At 45.3% G+C, this 18,126-nt stretch carries 15 protein-coding genes; 14 read left to right on the top strand and 1 reads right to left on the bottom strand.

The annotated features are described in order from the left end of the window. Positions 1-16: 16 nt before the first annotated feature. From typA to HPL003_RS24365, 3 genes are all read left to right on the top strand, one after another. The gene (gene typA, locus HPL003_RS24375; RefSeq protein WP_014282461.1) at positions 17-1,858 is read left to right on the top strand and encodes a translational GTPase TypA; all 1,842 of its coding nucleotides are present in this window, start codon (positions 17-19) and stop codon (positions 1,856-1,858) included. A 123-nt stretch (positions 1,859-1,981) separates the two neighbouring features. Further along, positions 1,982-3,046, top strand: coding sequence for an LCP family protein (locus HPL003_RS24370; RefSeq protein ID WP_014282460.1), 1,065 nt, complete (start codon positions 1,982-1,984; stop codon positions 3,044-3,046). 376 nt (positions 3,047-3,422) lie between these two features. Further along, the gene (locus HPL003_RS24365; protein WP_014282459.1) at positions 3,423-4,754 is read left to right on the top strand and encodes a PhoH family protein; all 1,332 of its coding nucleotides are present in this window, start codon (positions 3,423-3,425) and stop codon (positions 4,752-4,754) included. Between the two features lie 143 nt (positions 4,755-4,897). Here the strand turns inward: HPL003_RS24365 and HPL003_RS24360 are convergent, their stop codons facing one another. Beyond that, a complete protein-coding gene (locus tag HPL003_RS24360; RefSeq protein WP_014282458.1) occupies positions 4,898-5,986 on the bottom strand; it encodes a coiled-coil domain-containing protein in 1,089 nt (362 codons plus the stop codon). 297 nt (positions 5,987-6,283) lie between these two features. Here HPL003_RS24360 and HPL003_RS24355 point away from each other — a divergent pair, with 297 nt between their 5' ends. The 11 genes from HPL003_RS24355 to rsmH all read left to right on the top strand — a co-directional run bounded on the left by HPL003_RS24355 (position 6,284) and on the right by rsmH (position 18,125). Continuing rightward, the gene (locus HPL003_RS24355; RefSeq protein WP_014282457.1) at positions 6,284-6,934 is read left to right on the top strand and encodes an RsfA family transcriptional regulator; all 651 of its coding nucleotides are present in this window, start codon (positions 6,284-6,286) and stop codon (positions 6,932-6,934) included. A gap of 126 nt (positions 6,935-7,060) precedes the next feature. Beyond that, positions 7,061-8,023 carry a ketopantoate reductase family protein gene (locus HPL003_RS24350; RefSeq protein ID WP_014282456.1) on the top strand — a complete coding sequence of 321 codons (963 nt, stop codon included), beginning with the start codon at positions 7,061-7,063 and terminating at the stop codon, positions 8,021-8,023. Positions 8,024-8,027: 4 nt separating this feature from the next. Further along, positions 8,028-8,417, top strand: a complete 390-nt coding sequence (locus HPL003_RS24345) for a DUF3397 family protein (protein WP_014282455.1) — start codon at positions 8,028-8,030, stop codon at positions 8,415-8,417. 153 nt (positions 8,418-8,570) lie between these two features. Further along, the gene (locus HPL003_RS24340; protein WP_014282454.1) at positions 8,571-10,274 is read left to right on the top strand and encodes a peptide ABC transporter substrate-binding protein; all 1,704 of its coding nucleotides are present in this window, start codon (positions 8,571-8,573) and stop codon (positions 10,272-10,274) included. A gap of 196 nt (positions 10,275-10,470) precedes the next feature. Beyond that, positions 10,471-11,403 (top strand): ABC transporter permease, encoded by a 933-nt coding sequence (locus HPL003_RS24335; RefSeq protein ID WP_014282453.1) that lies wholly within the window; start codon positions 10,471-10,473, stop codon positions 11,401-11,403. 4 nt (positions 11,404-11,407) lie between these two features. Then, a complete protein-coding gene (locus HPL003_RS24330) occupies positions 11,408-12,358 on the top strand; it encodes an ABC transporter permease (protein ID WP_014282452.1) in 951 nt (316 codons plus the stop codon). Between the two features lie 11 nt (positions 12,359-12,369). After that, positions 12,370-13,314: an ABC transporter ATP-binding protein gene (locus HPL003_RS24325; RefSeq protein WP_014282451.1), complete on the top strand. Its 945-nt coding sequence runs from the start codon at positions 12,370-12,372 to the stop codon at positions 13,312-13,314. A gap of 123 nt (positions 13,315-13,437) precedes the next feature. Further along, the gene (gene bshC, locus HPL003_RS24320; RefSeq protein ID WP_014282450.1) at positions 13,438-15,069 is read left to right on the top strand and encodes a bacillithiol biosynthesis cysteine-adding enzyme BshC; all 1,632 of its coding nucleotides are present in this window, start codon (positions 13,438-13,440) and stop codon (positions 15,067-15,069) included. A gap of 44 nt (positions 15,070-15,113) precedes the next feature. Beyond that, the gene (locus HPL003_RS24315) at positions 15,114-16,379 is read left to right on the top strand and encodes an adenosylhomocysteinase (RefSeq protein WP_014282449.1); all 1,266 of its coding nucleotides are present in this window, start codon (positions 15,114-15,116) and stop codon (positions 16,377-16,379) included. Positions 16,380-16,719: 340 nt separating this feature from the next. Then, positions 16,720-17,157, top strand: a complete 438-nt coding sequence (gene mraZ, locus HPL003_RS24310; protein ID WP_007431201.1) for a division/cell wall cluster transcriptional repressor MraZ — start codon at positions 16,720-16,722, stop codon at positions 17,155-17,157. A gap of 17 nt (positions 17,158-17,174) precedes the next feature. Continuing rightward, on the top strand, positions 17,175-18,125 hold the full coding sequence (gene rsmH / locus HPL003_RS24305; protein WP_014282448.1) for a 16S rRNA (cytosine(1402)-N(4))-methyltransferase RsmH: 951 nt from the start codon (positions 17,175-17,177) through the stop codon (positions 18,123-18,125). Position 18,126: the final 1 nt, after the last annotated feature.

Genomic DNA, 18,126 nt, shown 5'->3' with positions numbered 1-18,126 from the left:
GATATGGATACAAACCATGCATGCAAGAGAGAACATTCGCAATATTGCAATTATTGCCCACGTCGACCACGGCAAAACGACGCTTGTCGACAAGCTTCTTCAACAGTCCGGAACATTTAGAGACCACGAGGCTGTTCAGGAGCGCGCCATGGACTCCAACGATCTGGAGCGTGAACGCGGTATTACGATTTTGGCTAAAAATACAGCTATTACGTACAAAGATTATCTGATTAACATTGTGGATACACCGGGACACGCCGACTTTGGCGGTGAAGTGGAACGGATTATGAAAATGGTTGACGGTGTTTTGCTCGTCGTTGATGCTTATGAAGGTTGTATGCCGCAGACTAAATTCGTACTGCGTAAAGCACTGGAGCAAAACCTGACGCCAATCGTTGTTGTTAACAAAATTGACCGTCCGGCAGCTCGTCCAGCCGAAGTTATCGACGAAGTACTCGATCTGTTCATCGAGTTGGGTGCGAGTGATGAGCAGTTGGAATTCCCCGTTGTGTATGCTTCAGCGCTGAACGGAACATCTAGTTTGGATGCCGAAAAGCAAGATGATAACATGCAGGCATTGTACGAAACCGTTGTGGATCATATCCCAGCTCCAACGGAGAAAATAGATGAGCCTCTTCAATTCCTCGTAACACTGATGGACTATAACGAATATCTTGGCCGTATTGCAGTTGGCCGTGTAAACCGTGGTATTATCAAGCAGGGACAAGCGGTTACGGTTATGCAGCGTGACGGCAGCAGCAAATCAGCGCGTATTGAGAAGCTGTTCGGTTTCCAAGGTCTGAAACGGATTGAAACTGATCAAGCGGGCGCTGGTGACATTGTGGCTATTGCAGGGATCAAGGATATTAACATCGGTGAAACGATTGCCGATCCAAACCATCCTGAAGCTTTGCCTGTACTCAAGATTGACGAGCCAACGCTGCAAATGACCTTCCTGGTTAATAACAGCCCATTCGCAGGTCGCGAAGGTAAATGGATCACATCCCGTAAACTCCGTGAGCGTCTTCTGAAAGAACTCGAAACTGATGTCAGCTTGCGTGTCGATGAAACCGACAGCCCTGACGCATTTATTGTATCCGGACGTGGTGAGTTGCATCTGGGTATCCTGATTGAAAACATGCGTCGTGAAGGTTATGAGCTGCAAGTGTCCAAGCCGGAAGTAATCGTGAAGGAAATTGATGGCAAGAAAATGGAGCCAATCGAACGTCTCCTCATTGATATTCCTGAAGAAAGCATGGGCGCAGTTATGGAAAGTCTGGGCTCCCGCAAAGCTGAAATGGTCAACATGATCAACAATGGCACCGGACAGGTTCGTTTGGAATTCCTGATTCCTGCACGTGGTCTAATTGGTTACACTACGAACTTCCTGACTTTGACTCGTGGTTATGGCGTAATGAACCATGCGTTTGACAGCTATGGTCCATTTGTTGGTGGCCAAGTCGGTGGACGTCATCAAGGCGTACTTATTTCAACGGAAAATGGTACTACTACATTCTATGGCATGATGGGTGTAGAGGATCGTGGTATTCTGTTCCTGGAGCCGGGTACTGAGATTTATGAAGGTATGGTTGTCGGAGAGCATACACGTGATAACGACATCGTTGTTAACATTTGTAAAGAGAAGCAATTGACGAACGTCCGCTCTGCAACAAAAGACGATACCGTAAAACTTAAAACGCCTCGTATCTTCTCTTTGGAACAGGCGCTCGAGTATTTGAATGATGATGAGTATTGTGAAGTTACACCTAATGCTATTCGTTTGCGCAAAAAGATTTTGAACAAAAGTGAGCGCGAGCGTGCAGAAAAACAGCGTAAAACAGCACAAGCAAATTCGTAATTGATTGGATTGGTTTTGGCCACAGCGGCGACGCCCGGCAACGGGATGCGCCGCTGTATCTGTTTTAGGATTGTAAACTTGGAGAATGTTTATTTCTCAAAACGCAGGAAAAGGTGTTGAAGCATGAGTAATCTTTCTAACGGATTGCCTCCCCGGACACAAAGCGGGAAAAAATCCGCCAAACCGAAAAAAACGAAAAAGAAAAAAAGCTTTTTCAGATCGTTTATGAAGTTTGTTCTGTTTCTGCTCATTATAGGTATCTTGGCTGCTGGCGGTTATACCTACTACCTATACAATCAGGTAGAGGAAGTTTTAGATACGGGGATCAATAAGGAAGTGCCAAAAACACAATTGGCCGAGGCCAAGCCTTTGACCATTTTGTTGCTTGGAACGGATTACCGCCCTGATCATCCAACTTATTTGTCAGACGTTATTATGGTAGCTACACTGAATCCGAATACCAAGTCATCTACAATCGTGTCGTTGCCGAGGGATACGCGGCTGGAACTGGATGGATATAAACCTCGTAAGTTGAATGAGTACTATCCGGTGTTCAAGGCCAGAGAGAAAGAATCTGGTGAAGTCGCTGAAGAGCAAATGAAGAAGATGATCGGTAAATATTTGAACATTGACATCGATTATGTGACGGTTATTAACTTTCAGGGCTTCAGAGATGTTGTGGATAATTTGGGTGGCGTAGATGTTACGGTCGACAAAAATATGTGTTACCGTGACAGTGCAGATGGTACTAACATTAACTTGAAGGCCGGAGCACAACATTTGAGTGGTGATCAGGCCCTTGATTTTGTTCGTTACCGCAAATCAAACTGTCGCCCGAGAACAGCTGAATCTGACGATTTTGATCGCAACCGTCGACAAAATCAGGTGCTTCATTCCTTGATTGACCAAATGCAGTCCTTCAGTGCTCTAAGTAAATTTAGTGCAATTATTAAATCTGTTGATAAGAATTTGATGACGGATATTGAGTCTCAGCAAATGAAAAATCTCGTACAGACCTATTGGAATATTTCCAAGCAAAATGTGAAATATAATCCGGTAGCAGGAACGTGGCGTAGCCCCTATGTCTATATTGATGAGCAACAGCTTGAACTGGCCAGACAATCCTTGCAAGAGGAGCTATCAAAAAAAGCGAGCGACAATAATGCTGTCTCTTCTTCCAATTCTTGAGTTTGTATCTTTCTTCCCTCTTATGTTATACTCGCAGCGAGTAAAAGCTCTATTGCATAAGGGGGTTGAGGTATGTCTGAATGGGTAGCACGCCAAGTATATGGTTTTGACATTCATACCCGTTTGCTGTCTAATGTTGTTTGCTTTTGCTGTAATGAAATGAATGAAATTAGTAAGGTCCAGTGAGTAATCACTGGGCCTTTTGTGTCTGATCCAAAGGTGTACAGGCTCTAAGGCTCTAATTACCTACCAACTTTTCGTTGTTTAACGCTGCTTCTGGGGTCTTTTTTCAGGGAATCAGCAAGTATTGGCTACCCGGTGAATAGGTATAGGTATGAAACACGAGATTGTCCACGCCGCTTTGGAGGGGATCAAAATGAAGAAAATTTTTGTGCTGGATACGAATGTGCTACTGCATGATCCGAAAGCCATCTTTACCTTCAAAGAACATGAAGTGGTTATTCCAGCTGTTGTTCTGGAAGAAATCGACTCCAAAAAACGCAACGCGGATGAGATTGGACGGAATGCCCGCAACGTATCGCGATTGCTGGACGGGTTGAGGGAAGTAGGACATCTGCACAGTGGTGTTCCGCTTCCGCAAGGTGGGAGGCTTAAGGTTGAATTAAATCATCGAAGCTTTTTGAAAGTCCAGGAAATGTTCGGGGAGGTTTCGAACGATAATCGAATTTTGGCGGTCGCCTTGAATTATCAGCTGGAGGAGAAGGAGCTGCCTGAATCGCGTTCGGTCGTGCTGGTCAGTAAAGATGTGCTGGTGAGAATCAAGGCAGATGTGTTGGGACTGCTGACCGAAGACTATTTATCCGACAGAACCGGTGATCTGAGTGAGTTATATCCCGGGTACTCGGCAATTCAGGTGCATCCGTCCATCATAGATGAGTTTTATTCCAATCGTTTTTTACCGATTAAGCCATTGGAGCTGTCTTATACGCTATATCCTCATGAATTCGTTATTCTAAAGGACGAGATGGGGACTGGAAAATCGGCTTTGCTGAAAGTAAACCAGGAAGCAGACCGATTAGAGCCTCTGTATTTAAGCAATGAACCGGTGTGGGGGATCAGTGCGCGTAATGCCCAACAGCGGATGGCGCTGGAGCTATTGCTTAATGACGATATCCCGCTGGTGACGATTACCGGAAAAGCGGGTACAGGCAAAACGTTGCTGGCGCTCGCTGCTGGTCTGCTCAAGGTAGAGGATGAACATCGCTTCAAGAAGCTGCTTATCGCCCGTCCTGTCGTTCCTATGGGCAAGGATATCGGTTATTTACCGGGAGAAAAGGAAGAAAAGCTTCGTCCGTGGATGCAGCCGATTTACGACAATCTGGAATATTTGTTTGATGCCAAAAAATCAGGCGATATCGATAAAATTTTGATGGGCTTGGGCAGCATTCAGGTGGAGGCGCTCACTTATATTCGGGGGCGTTCAATACCTGGACAATTTATTATTGTAGATGAGGCGCAGAATTTGTCCCGGCATGAAATTAAAACAATCGTGTCCCGTGTAGGTGAGGGAAGTAAAATCATTTTGATGGGAGACCCGGAGCAAATTGATCACCCTTATCTGGATGCCGCCAGTAACGGCTTGACGTATGTAGTAGAACGCTTCAAGCAGGAAGGGATTAGCGGACATATTATGCTGGAAAAAGGAGAGCGCTCTAAGCTGGCACAGTTGGCAGCCGATCTGCTGTAGAAGCTCATATCACTATCCCATTATCAGGATGTTTATATACTGCGCAGTATTTGTTGTAAATAAGAAGACCTCGGGAACATCCCGGGGTCTCTTATTTTTGTTCCATGTATTATTTATGATAGCTATACAAGGGTGAAAAAGCCTTATTTTAGGCTCAATACGAGCTTAACCTCAAGTACTCCCGCTAGGGTGTGTACCTCTGTGGCCTTAACATAAGAAATGAGTTGCTGCGGATAGAAGCCTAGATCAAAATCCTTTTCCAGCTTGTTACGGGTCGTATCTGGTAGCTCCAGCCCGTTAAAGACCAGGCGATCCACATGGAATAAAATCGCATTCTGCGGTTCATTCTCTACCGTGTAGTGCCCCTCTACCCTCAATTTCATGGTTCCCTGTTGACCTTCTACAACAATACGATCCTGCCCGAAGGAAAAGTTGAAGTGATTAAATAATTCATTTTCCGATTTCAGAAAACGGTTAAAATCATCCTCACGTATGCTTATCGTAATGACTTTACCGTTTGTAACCATGGCTCCTTGCTGTTGTTGAATAAATTGAGGTAAATCCTGCATCGCTTGAGCCAGCGCTTTAAAATGCTTGTTCACCTCGTAGACGCCTACATTCTCCCAATAAGCTGTCATTTCGCTAATCAGCTTGCGTAGAGTATCCGGGTTCTTGCTGGCGTTAACACCGTCATTTACACTCGCCTGAAGCAGGACAATACGCTTACGTTGTTCCAGCAGGTTTGTTTTGACGGTTTCCAAATCTGAGGAAGCCCGGGTGACCTGTTCTTCTGTTTTTCGCATATTTCGATAATTGGACTCGTATTTTTGGAGTACATCCTGATCGTGGCTAATCAGCAACAAGTAGTAATCGTACAAGGAGAGAAGCTGTTTTAGACTTTTGGCACCCAGTACTACACTGAGCAGCTTGTCCCTTTCTCCCATATAATAGGAGCGCAGTACAGAACCCGCGCGTTTCCTTTGCATAGCCATCTGCTCCTGCTGAGTGGCAAGATTGCTCCGAAGTTCCTGCTGACGTTGTAAAAGTATCTGCTGTTCTTGGCTGATCCGCTCAATTTCATGGTCAATTTCGACGATTGACAGACTATCCTGCAAAATCCGGTTTGCCTCTTCTGAGGGAGCTGCGAGGACAAGATGTGCTGACATGGAGGTCCATATCATAATGATGGCCAGCAGAACACAACTTATCATTTTTAGAGTGGGTCTGATCATTGGTTTTCCCCTTTTGTGTATTCCCGAAAAAAGTCTAACAGTAATATATATGTGCCTTTCTTATTTTTTAACCATTCATTTATTGTACAGCAGCCAGAGGATGCTTGAAACCCGAAACTATATTTGTCCACGTATGAGTTCTTATAGAAATGGAAATACAATTTAGTATCAAATAGATTCTATGAACTCTACGAGAGGCATAGAAATGAATAAACAGCTTTTATACCCTATTCAAATACCGGTAAGACCGGTTCATGAAGACGGTTATTTCAGGATGTTGTTAGGAGGGCTAGAGGCATGACTGCAATAAGACAAGATGCATGGAGTGCGGAAGATGATTTAATATTAGCGGAGGTGACACTGCGTCATATCCGGGAAGGTGGAACACAGCTCGCTGCATTTGAAGAGGTTGGGCAAAAAATAGGAAGAACCTCCGCTGCATGCGGCTTCCGCTGGAACAGTTGCGTACGCAAACGTTACGACGAAGCCATCAGCATTGCTAAAGCGCAGCGTCAAAAACGCAGTTATATTCGCAAGCAGAGTCCGGTTGGTGTATCTCAAGTGGCGGCTTTTGCATCGCTCGATACAGCTGAAGGGGTGTACAGAGCAGATGGAACGAGTGAGGATACGTTGTCCATCGACGCAGTGATCCGCTTTTTGCGTCAATGGAAGGGAACTGTACAGGAAACCAATCGACAGATTAAGATGCTGGAAAAAGATTTGCGTGAAAAGGAAGAGGAATTAAGTCAACTTCGCTCCATTAATGATCGGTTGTCCAAAGAGGTTAATGAGGTGCAAACCGACTATCGCGTCGTGAATGATGATTACAAAGCCTTGATTCAGATTATGGACCGGGCCCGCCGGTTGGCTTTAATCACTGAGGATGAGGAAGAGCTTAAATCCAGATTCAAAATGGACGCCAATGGGAATCTGGAGCGCATTGAGTAGCAAAATTACAGCAGCAATTGTTAAATAGAACGTCAACTCACGCTTTGCCGTAGTTGGCGTTTTTTGTATTTCTCTAGAGTGCATATGATATAGTAGAAAAAAAGATGGAAGCGAGACGATACATAGGTGATTGATATTATTGGAGCAGGTTCACTCGGATTGTTGTTTGCTGGAAGGCTGGCGGCCTCAGGTACAAAAGTAAGGTTATGGACACGAACGCTTGAGCAGGCGCGGATCATTGCTTGTGAAGGGATTACAGTACTTGAAAAAGAGGGGCATGTTGCTGTTCATGTGACTGGAGGAGACACATTAAAGGTAGCGCCGTTGGCAGATTGGCAACGCTTGAATTCACAGGTTCCGGCAAGGTGGATTTTGATAATGACTAAACAGGGGGCGGTTGGGGAAGTGTTGAAGCAGATTAAATCTGCGGCTAATACAAAAAGTGATATCGGAATTGTTTGCTTACAGAACGGAATCGGACATATAGAACGAATTAGACAAGCCTATCCTGAAGCAGTGGTATACCCTGCGGTAACGACCGAAGGAGCAAAGAGAATGGGAGTAGCATCCGTCGTGCATGCCGGGCTGGGGGCTACGGAGATTGGCTGTCCGGATGAGCTGGTGGAGAAACAGGTCGGGAGTTTCGAACAATATGTGCTAAATCGGCTGCTTACAGCAGGATTTGACGTTTGCTTGTCGAAAGAAATCGAGAACGGTATATACCGCAAGTTGCTAATCAACGCTGTGATTAATCCGCTGACAGCAATATGGCGAATCCCCAATGGAGAGCTGCTTTTTGATCCGGGCCGTATACATATGATGCGCAAGCTATACGAAGAAGGCATTCAAGTGTACGAAGCCAATGGTATTCGGTGGGACAGCGCATGGTGGGATCAGATTATGAAGGTTTGCCGGGCAACGGCAGAGAATCAGTCGTCTATGCTGGCCGATGTGCTTGCACATTCCATGACAGAGGTTGCTTCCATTAACGGACAGCTAGTGCAGATGGCAGAGCAAGCAGGGGTTACTGCACCAACCCATGCGGTATTATGGCAATTAATTGAGGGCATGCGGCTAAAAGAGGGGTGATCAGTTGAGTCTCATACAAGGTACCATCATCACATTTAGTATTCTTCCCTTTTTTCCGTTTCTGATGGTGTTTGCAGTTTGCCGCTACCTGCTTAAACTGGAAAAAAAGAAGTCGTTGCTTATATCTATGGATATTACCACAGCTTTTCTGATACTATCCGTCGCGGCGCTCTTTAATGTCATTTTTGCATCAAGATTCGGTTTTTATTTGATATTACTGCTGCTACTTTTGACGCTGGGTTTAATTGGAGGAGCCCAAAATCGAATAAAGGGGAAGGTCGATGGGAAAAGATTATGTAGAGCAGTGTGGAGATTAACTTTTATAGCGATGACATTAGCGTATATTATATTAACTATTGTTGGCATTTTTAAAAATATATTCAATAACATGTGATATAACATAACATGAAAACTCAAAAAAATATGAATTAATCATGTTTTTTTGAAAAAAAAGCTCAATTTAAAGAAATGTGATGTAGATTTTTTTGACCGCTGGTTGTATAATCTATAAACATATACCACTTTAGAACTAGGGGGAAAACGCTAGATGAAAAGGAAAAGCTTTTTAGTCCTTTTGACACTCATTCTTGCAGTTGGCGCACTGCTCGCAGGTTGTGGCTCCGCCAAGAACGATACCAATGGTAAGGGCGCACAAGAAAATGCATCAACTACGCCGGCTCCGGCCGACAAACAAATTTTGCGCATTAACCTTCTTTCCGAACCGCCAACCTTCGATCCGGCACAAGCTCAGGATAGTCAAACTAACACGGTTCTGAAAACTTTGTATGAAGGTCTCGTACGTATGGGTCCTGATGGCAAAGAAATTCCTGGCGTAGCTGAATCTTGGAAAATTTCCGATGACGGCAAAACCTATACGTTCAAACTCCGTGATAATGCAAAATGGAGCAATGGCGACCCGGTCAAAGCAAGTGACTTCGTATTTGCTTGGCAACGGGTACTGGATCCTTCCACGGCTCCTGCACCTCCATATGCTTATCAATTGTACTATATCAAAAATGCTGAGGGTTACAACCTGAGCACTTCGAAATCCTATAAAGGCACTAAAATTACAGACTTTAAAGATGTAGGTGTCAAAGCTGTTGATGACCATACATTGCAAGTAGAGCTGGAAAATCCGACTCCTTACTTCTTGGGATTGACTTCTTTCTATACGTATTACCCTGTTAATCCTTCTATTAAAGGAAATGAAAAGTGGGCTGTTCAGAAAGATAGCATGATCACTAATGGACCTTACACATTAACAACTTGGGACAGCGGTCAAAAGATCGAAGTCACCAAGAGCGAAAACTATTGGGGTAAAGACCAAATCAAGCTGAGCAAAATTACGATGTCCTTGGTAAACAGTGGTGCAACAGAGCTGGCTTCTTACAGAAGTGGACAACTTGATTATGCAGGTTTGCCAAACGGTGAAATTCCTACCGACCAAATTCCGGCTGTGAAAAAAGAACTACCAAATGAGTTTGCGGCTAAAGGGATTGCTAGTACGTATTACTACCTGTTTAACGTAACTGAAAAACCATTTAACAATGTTAAAATCCGTAAAGCGTTTGCTATGGCTATTCAACGCCAACCGATCGTTGAAAGAGTAACATTGGGCGGTCAAATTCCTGCATACGGCTTTGTACCTCCAGGTATCAAAGGAGTATCTCAAGAATTCCGTACTGAGAATAAAGATGATTACTTCAAAGAAGACTTCACTGAAGCGAAAAAATTGCTTCAAGAAGGTATGAAGGAAGAAGGCGTAACTACACTTCCTCCAGTAACATTGTTGTATAACTCCAGTGAGGGTCACCAAAAGATTGCATTGGCAGTTGCTGATATGTGGAAGAAAAACCTTGGTGTGGACATCAAAACCCAAAACCAAGAGTGGGGCGTATTTATCCAAACACGTAACAAGCTGAATTTCCAAATCGCTCGTGGTGGATGGTCTGCTGACTATAATGATCCAATGACATTCCTGGATATGTGGACAACAGGCAATGGCAACAACAATGCAGGTTATGCTAACCCAGCATATGATGCTTTAATTGAAGCAGCTAAGACAGAAACAGATCCAGCAAAACGCATGGAAGATTTCGCAAAAGCAGAGAAAATTCTGGTTCAAGACGATATGGTAATGCTGCCAATCTACTACTATTCAAATGTTTCTTTAACGAAACCGAATGTAAAAGACATCGCGCTTGACTTTAGTGGAGCGATTGATTTCACAAGAGCGTATATTACACAGTAACTGAAGCTTAATTCTGAAGTTTGATAGTTACTTCGGGATATATATGTGGATACAACCATATATATCCCGTTTTTTTGTGTGTCATAGTCTTTTCCATTATCATGTAACCATGCAAATAAGTAGGTTGGACATTCCAATTCTATTTCGATAAAATCAAATGGTGTCGAAAAAAATTTATGGGGGGTGTAAACGGGCAATGACGCGTTATTTGATCAGTAAATTTTTCTATATGCTGCTTTCTTTGTTCATTCTGATCTCTGCGACGTTTTTTCTCATGAAAGCAATTCCGGGTAACCCCTTCATGAGTGAAAAGGCGACTTCTCCTGAGATTCAAGCCCGGTTAATGGAGCAATATGGGCTGGATAAGCCTGTATATGTCCAATATTTTAAATACTTAGGTGATATTGCTTCAGGTGATTTTGGTATTTCCATGAAAAAGCTGAACCAAAGTGTAACTGACATTATTGGACAAACTTTTTCAGTATCGCTTAAATTGGGTTTTGTTGCCATAATTGTGTCGATTATTGTCGGACTCTTGCTAGGTATGCTCGCAGCTTTGTACCATCGCAGGCTTATTGACAACGTAGCGATGATTTTAGCGATTATGGGGATTGCTGTTCCCAGCTTTGTCCTGGCATCGTTGATTCAGTTCTACTTTGCTCAGGAGCTAGGCTGGTTTAATGTTATGGGCTTTGATGGCCCAATGGATTACGTCCTGCCTGTTGTCGCTTTATCCGCTTCGCCAATTGCGTTTATCGCTCGACTAACGCGTTCCAGCATGCTGGAAGTACTTCATGCGGATTATATCAAGACTGCCAAGGCTAAAGGTTTAAAGCCTGTTACGGTAATGTTCAAACACGTTGTACGTAACGCCATTTTGCCGGTTGTTACCTATGTTGGGCCCATGACGGCAAATATTATTACCGGTTCCGTCGTTATTGAACGTATTTTCGGAATTGGTGGTATTGGTAAAGTGTTCGTAGAAAGTATTACGACCCGTGACTATACCATGATTATGGGAGTTACTATTTTTTACGGTATTTTGCTGATGGTGGCACGTTTTATTACTGATATTGCATACGGTTTTATTGATCCACGGATTAAGCTGACCGGCGGGAAGGAGGGATAACTTTATGTCTGTGAAAGACAATGCTGTGAATTTGGAGAAACTTCAGGTAAAACCGGAAGACTTCCAGAAAATCGGAGCGGATGAAAAGCAGTCTGAAGTTATTCAGCGCGAAAGCTTGTCCGCTTGGCGTGATGCTTGGGAGCGACTTCGTAAAAATAAGCTGGCTATGACGAGCTTGAGTGTTTTATTTCTCATCGTACTTGCTTCTATTATTGGTCCGGAAATTTCGAATTATGATGACCGCACGAATGATTTGTTGAGCACCAATCTTCCGCCTTCCGCGGAACACTGGTTCGGAACAGATGATTTGGGCCGTGATATGTTTGTACGTACATGGATGGGTGCCCGAATTTCCTTGATTATCGGTTTGGCTGCAGCAACGATTGACTTGCTGATTGGTGTTATTTATGGTGGAATTATGGGTTACTTTGGTGGCCGTGTAGATGAAATCATGAATAAATTTTCTGAAATTCTGTATTCCATTCCTTATCTGCTTGTTACGATCCTGTTGCTGGTTGTACTGGAGCCGAGTATCACGACGATTATTATTGCGCTCTGTGTGACCGGGTGGATTAACATGTCGTGGATTGTGCGCGGTGAAATGCTACAGCTGAAAAATCGGGAATTTGTGCTTGCTTCCCGTTCGATGGGCGCTGGTGCAGGGCGTCTGCTGTTCCGTCACCTGCTGCCTAACGCTGTGGGCCCGATTATCGTCACATTGACTTTGACGGTTCCAAGTGCTATTTTTTCCGAGGCTTTTCTGAGCTTCCTTGGATTAGGGGTACAGGCTCCTCAGGCATCACTTGGTTCAATGATTGAGTCGGCCCTGACAGGATGGATGTACTATCCTTGGCGCATGCTTTTCCCGGCAGGTTTGATCAGTTTGATTATGCTTGCGTTCAACCTTTTTGGTGATGGATTGCGTGATGCGCTTGATCCGAAGCTGAAGAAATAGGAGGTGAGATCATGGTGAGTAGCAACAATTTAATTGAGGTTGAAGGTCTTAAAAAGTATTTTAATGTTGGCAAAAACCGTGTGCTCAAAGCGGTGGACAACCTGAATTTTTATATTCGCGAAGGCGAAACACTAGGTATGGTTGGTGAATCGGGTTGTGGTAAATCTACAGCGGGCCGTACCATTCTTCGCTTATACGAGCCTACAGCAGGTAGTGTACGCTTTAACGGTACGGATATCTACAAATTATCATCAGGTAAAATGAAAGCTATGCGTCGTGATATGCAGATGATCTTCCAAGATCCGTATGCATCCTTGAACCCGCGTTTTACGGTTTCTGATATTATCGGTGAGGCACTGGATATTCACAACATGGCAGGTAGCCGTGCAGAGCGCAAAAAACGGATTGAAGAGTTGCTGGATCTGGTAGGTTTGAACCCGGATCATGCAACCCGTTATCCGCATGAATTTTCCGGTGGTCAGCGTCAACGTATCGGTATTGCCCGTGCGCTGGCAGTTAACCCTAAATTCATCATTTGTGATGAGCCGATTTCGGCTCTTGATGTGTCTATTCAGGCTCAGGTTGTCAATCTGTTAAAAGAGCTTCAAGAGCGTCTTGGTCTGACATACCTGTTCATTGCGCATGATCTGTCAATGGTCAAGCATATCAGTGACCGGGTAGCCGTAATGTATATGGGTAAAATGGTTGAGCTTGCAGAAAGTGCAGAGTTGTATGCAAATCCGATCCATCCTTATACGAAAATGCTTCTGTCAGCGATTCCGATTCCCGATCCGGAAGTGGAAGCCAACAAAAAACGGATTATTATGCCTGGCGATCAAGCCGGCCCAATTCATACAGATGATGCATCCGGCAATAAGTCAGGAGCCTATAATCTAGAAAATGCCAAGCTGATTGAAGTGTCCAAAGGACATTTTGTAGCTGAGCCTTACGCCTGATGTTGTTTTATGCACCAACCGCCGAGTTTGCTCGGCGGTTTTTTTTGTAGGAAGCTTTGACGCGGACAAGGGCTTTCGGTACAATCAAGCAGTAAGGTTTTGGTGGAGACAGGAGGCAGACCCATGAGAATAATTCCGGAAGAGCTTCGCGGAGGGTCGGCTTTGGCAGAAGATTACATACAGGGTACAGGACGCGTACGCGATTTGTATGAATATGATGTTCTGCATGCCGATGCTTATGCCCAGCGAGCGAAGCGACTGGATGAGACGGAGCATCTGCGATTAAACCGTAAGGAAGTCGTAGCATGTCTCCGTATATACAATGAGCAATACAACGCACACGAGGCGGTTCATGCTTCATTGGATCGGCTGGAGCAGCCAGATGCTCTGGTGGTAGTTGGCGGGCAGCAAAGTGGACTGTTCACAGGTCCGATGCTGGTCGTTTATAAAGCTGCTACGATTATTAAGGCGGCCAGGGAAGCGGAGGAACGGCTGGGGCGTCCGGTTATTCCCGTTTTTTGGATTGCGGGTGAGGATCATGACTGGGATGAGGTCAATCATACATATGTAATGGCGAATGACCCGCAAGCAGTCAAAATCAAGCTGAATAAGCAGCCTGTACGTCGTTCTTCGGTTAGTGCGATTAAGGTCGATACGGCAGAGTGGAAGCAAGCCATGGCGGATATAGAGCATAGCTTGCCCGACTCAGAGCATAAGGCCGATATTGTACACATGATTGAGCATGGTTTCAATGATTCATACGGACTAAGTGAAAGCTTCGCCAAGCTACTGGGACTTCTTTTCGGCGCCTATGGATTAGTGCTGCTGGATTCTGCTGATCCTTCGTTGCGCAAGCTGGAGGCATCCGTTTTCCGTCGGTTGGTTCAGCACAATGATGAACTGGAGCAAACTTACCGAGCGACTGCTGCAAGGATTGTAGATTATGGCTATCATTTGCAAGCAGATGTGCATGAAGGCGGTGCGAATCTCTTTTATATTCATGAGGAAGAACGCTTACTGCTGTTCAAGCAAGATGGACTATTCACGGATCGCCGTGGTCAGGTAGCATTTACAGTCGAAGAACTGCTCGAAGAGACAGACAAGCACCCGGAACGTTTTAGTAACAATGTCCTAACCCGCCCTCTTATGCAGGACTCACTGTTTCCAGTGCTGGCCTCTGTGCTGGGTCTAGGAGAAATTGCCTACTGGGCGATTACGCGCGACGCTTTCGGCGTGCTGGGGATGCAGATGCCATTACTGCTGCCACGGATGTCCTTTACGTTGGTGGAACCAGGTGTAGAAAAGCATATGCTTAAGTACGAATTGAGCTTTGGAGAAGTTAGAGACGGGCTTGAGAAACGGAAAAGGCAATGGATTGTCACCCACGATCAGCTTGGAATACAGGATCAGTTTGCCGGGGCCAAGGAAGCTTTTGTCCGTATGTACGAACCACTGATACAGCAGTCAGGCTCGATTGAAAAAGGTTTGCTTCGGATTGGTGAAACCAATCGTACGAAGATTCTGGAGCAGATTGCCTTTCTGGAAGGAAAAGTTCAGGAAGCGCTGTTCCGGCAAAATGAAACAACGCTTCGTCAATGGGATCGTATTGAGTGGTCACTTTTTCCGTTCGGACAGCCGCAGGAACGGGTATATACGATTTATCATTTTCTAAACCGTTACGGCCTCAGCCTGATCGATATGATTATGGATGTGCCGACCGATCTGACGGGTACGCATCGTGTTATTTATGTATGATTTAGCATGTTAACAGCTACAACCAATATGAAGGAGGAACAAATATGACTTCCCATTCTTTGCAAAACAGCATCGTTCACGATCTTAAACTGGCACCTGAGGGTCATCTGAAAATTGATTGGGTGGAAGCCCATATGCCGGTATTGAACCGTATACGTCAACAGTTCGAGCAAGAGCAGCCTTTTAAGGGTCTGAAGGTAACCATCTGTCTGCATCTGGAGGCCAAAACGGCCTATCTGGCTAAAGTAGTACAGGCGGGCGGGGCTGAGGTTACAATTACGGGTAGTAATCCGTTGTCCACTCAGGATGATGTTTGCGCAGCATTGGTTGAAGATGGAGTTACGGTTTTGGCTAAATACAATCCGGACCCTGCTGAGTTTAAAAGCTTGCAAATTAAGGCGCTGGAAACGAAGCCGGACCTTATTATTGATGACGGGGGCGACCTGGTTACCCTCTTGCAATCCGAACGCCCTGATCTGATTTCTACTATCCGTGGTGGGGCGGAGGAAACGACTACTGGAATTATCCGCTTGAAGGCGCTCGAAAAAGAGGGTCAACTTCACTTCCCGATGGTGGCCGTTAATGATGCTTATTGCAAATATTTGTTCGACAATCGTTATGGTACTGGACAGTCAGCATTCGACGGTATTATTCGCACAACCAACCTGGTTGTGGCAGGCAGCACGGTCGTCGTGGTGGGTTATGGATGGTGTGGTAAAGGGGTTGCGATGCGTGCGAAAGGGCTGGGAGCCAACGTGGTCGTAACCGAAGTTGATCCAATCAAGGCAGTAGAAGCGCATATGGATGGTTTCCATGTGTTGCCGATGGTGGAAGCAGCCAAGCTGGGTGACTTCTTCATCACGGTGACCGGCAACAAAGCTGTAATTACCGGAGAGCACTTTGATGTCATGAAGGACGGGGCTGTACTGTGCAATGCGGGGCATTTTGATGTGGAGGTTAGTAAGCCTGAGCTTGCCAAACGTTCCGAATCCATTCGGACGGTGCGTCGCAATATTGAGGAGTACCGCTTCAAGGATGGACGTAAAATGTATTTGCTGGCAGAAGGACGCCTCGTGAATTTGGCTGCGGCGGATGGTCATCCTGCGGAAATTATGGATACCACGTTTGCACTTCAGGCGCTTGGCTTGAAATATGTGAACGATCGTTATAATGAGCTGGGCAAAGCCGTAATTAATGTACCTTATGAAATTGATGAGCAGGTAGCCCGCTTCAAGCTGGATAGCTTGGGAATCAAGATTGATTCTTTAACAGAAGACCAAAAGGTCTATCTGGATAGCTGGAATGCATAACTTGAGCATTGCCGATCACGATGCCCGGTTCAAAGGTTTTAACGTGTAACACAGGTGTCTGTATAGGTTGGCATGATGAATAAGACTAAGCCTAAGCCCTTTATTTTCATGTTGTTTCGAACCCTGATGCATATTGTCGGGAGTTCGTCTTCATGGAATAAGGGGCTTTTTGGCGTGTTATGATACGTGGCAACAAATATAGACATCACCGTATGGATTTGTCGTTTATCACTTTTTGGAAATGTAAAGAAGGTCTTTGATTTTTTAAAGCGAATCTATTATGCTTAGGTGGTGGAAAGTGGGCCAAAGTGGGAGAATGAGGTAAGGGGTGACGAAACCAATGTTTATGGGGGAGTTCCAACATAGCATTGATGAGAAGGGTCGGCTTACTGTTCCGGCCAAGTTTCGTGAACTTCTCGGTGCCTCGTTCGTGGTTACCCGCGGGCTGGACCAATGCCTCTTCGTGTATCCCATGGATGAGTGGGCTGTCATGGAGAAAAAACTTAAAGCACTGCCTTTGATGAAGGCCGATGCGCGGGCGTTTACCCGTTTTTTTTTCTCGGGTGCGACTGAATGCGAATTGGACAAACAGGGCAGGGTAAATTTACCGGGAAATTTGTGCGAATACGCCAAGCTTACCAAAGAGTGCGTCGTATTGGGAGTGTCCACCCGGGTAGAGATTTGGAGCAAGCACACTTGGGAGCAATATTTCAGCCAATCAGAAGAAGCATTTAACGACATTGCTGAGAAATTGGTTGATTTCAACTTTGAATTGTAATTTAGGAGGTCAGCCGTTTGTTTCACCACATTACCGTACTCAAGGAAGAAGCAACACAGGCACTAAACATCAGGCAGGACGGGATCTATGTGGACTGCACGTTGGGAGGGGCAGGACACAGTTCCGTCATTGCGTCACAGCTTGGTCCTGAGGGAAGGCTGATTGCCTTTGATCAGGATGACTGGGCATTGAACAATGCGCGCGAGAAGCTGTCGGCCTACGAAGGAAAGATTTCATTGGTGAAATCCAACTTTCGCCACTTGCAGGACAGGCTGGCCGAACTTGGATTGCCCGAAAAAGACGGCGTCCCGCAGGTCCAGGGTATTTTGTTCGATCTGGGTGTCTCCTCGCCCCAGTTCGATGAGGGGGAACGGGGATTCAGCTACAATCATGATGCGCCGCTCGATATGCGGATGGATCAGAGTAGCTCGCTGACGGCTTACGAGATTGTCAATGAATGGCCAGAAGCAGAGATTGCGCGTATTTTGTTTCACTACGGAGAAGAGAAGTTTTCACGCCGGATCGCGAAGATTATGGTTGAACGTCGAAAGAACAAGCCTATTCACACAACAGGGGAACTTGTCGATATTATCAAAGAAGGAATTCCGGCTGCGGCACGCAGAACCGGGGGACATCCGGCCAAACGCAGCTTTCAGGCTTTGCGGATCGCTGTGAACGATGAGTTGGGTGCACTGGAAGATACTTTGCATCAGGCAGTAAAATGTCTGGCTCCAGGGGGCAGAATTTCGGTCATTACGTTCCATTCTCTGGAGGATCGGATATGCAAGCATATTTTCAAGGAGTATTTGGCGAAAAGCATCTATCCATCTGATTTGCCTATTTTGGAGGACAAAATGATAGGCGATCTGAAGCTGGTGAATCGTAAGCCGATTGTGGCGTCAGAGCAGGAATTGGAGCTTAATCCACGGTCCCGGTCAGCCAAGCTGAGAGTTGCTGAAAAATTGTAAA

This window comes from Paenibacillus terrae HPL-003, from assembly GCF_000235585.1.
GTDB classification, from domain to species: Bacteria; Bacillota; Bacilli; order Paenibacillales; family Paenibacillaceae; genus Paenibacillus; species Paenibacillus terrae_B.
Note: the sequence above shows the minus strand (reverse complement) of the source record. Positions and strands in the feature narration are given on the sequence as shown.

Bases quoted from the DNA above. Each gene is read 5' to 3' on its own strand.
- mraZ (WP_007431201.1), top strand. From the start codon at position 16,720: ATGTTTATGGGGGAGTTCCAACATAGCATTGATGAGAAGGGTCGGCTT.
- HPL003_RS24365 (WP_014282459.1), top strand. From the start codon at position 3,423: ATGAAGAAAATTTTTGTGCTGGATACGAATGTGCTACTGCATGATCCG.
- typA (WP_014282461.1), top strand. From the start codon at position 17: ATGCATGCAAGAGAGAACATTCGCAATATTGCAATTATTGCCCACGTC.
- HPL003_RS24335 (WP_014282453.1), top strand. From the start codon at position 10,471: ATGACGCGTTATTTGATCAGTAAATTTTTCTATATGCTGCTTTCTTTG.
- HPL003_RS24355 (WP_014282457.1), top strand. From the start codon at position 6,284: ATGACTGCAATAAGACAAGATGCATGGAGTGCGGAAGATGATTTAATA.
- HPL003_RS24325 (WP_014282451.1), top strand. From the start codon at position 12,370: ATGGTGAGTAGCAACAATTTAATTGAGGTTGAAGGTCTTAAAAAGTAT.
- HPL003_RS24360 (WP_014282458.1), bottom strand. From the start codon at position 5,986: ATGATCAGACCCACTCTAAAAATGATAAGTTGTGTTCTGCTGGCCATC.
- HPL003_RS24340 (WP_014282454.1), top strand. From the start codon at position 8,571: ATGAAAAGGAAAAGCTTTTTAGTCCTTTTGACACTCATTCTTGCAGTT.
- HPL003_RS24315 (WP_014282449.1), top strand. From the start codon at position 15,114: ATGACTTCCCATTCTTTGCAAAACAGCATCGTTCACGATCTTAAACTG.
- bshC (WP_014282450.1), top strand. From the start codon at position 13,438: ATGAGAATAATTCCGGAAGAGCTTCGCGGAGGGTCGGCTTTGGCAGAA.
- HPL003_RS24330 (WP_014282452.1), top strand. From the start codon at position 11,408: ATGTCTGTGAAAGACAATGCTGTGAATTTGGAGAAACTTCAGGTAAAA.
- HPL003_RS24370 (WP_014282460.1), top strand. From the start codon at position 1,982: ATGAGTAATCTTTCTAACGGATTGCCTCCCCGGACACAAAGCGGGAAA.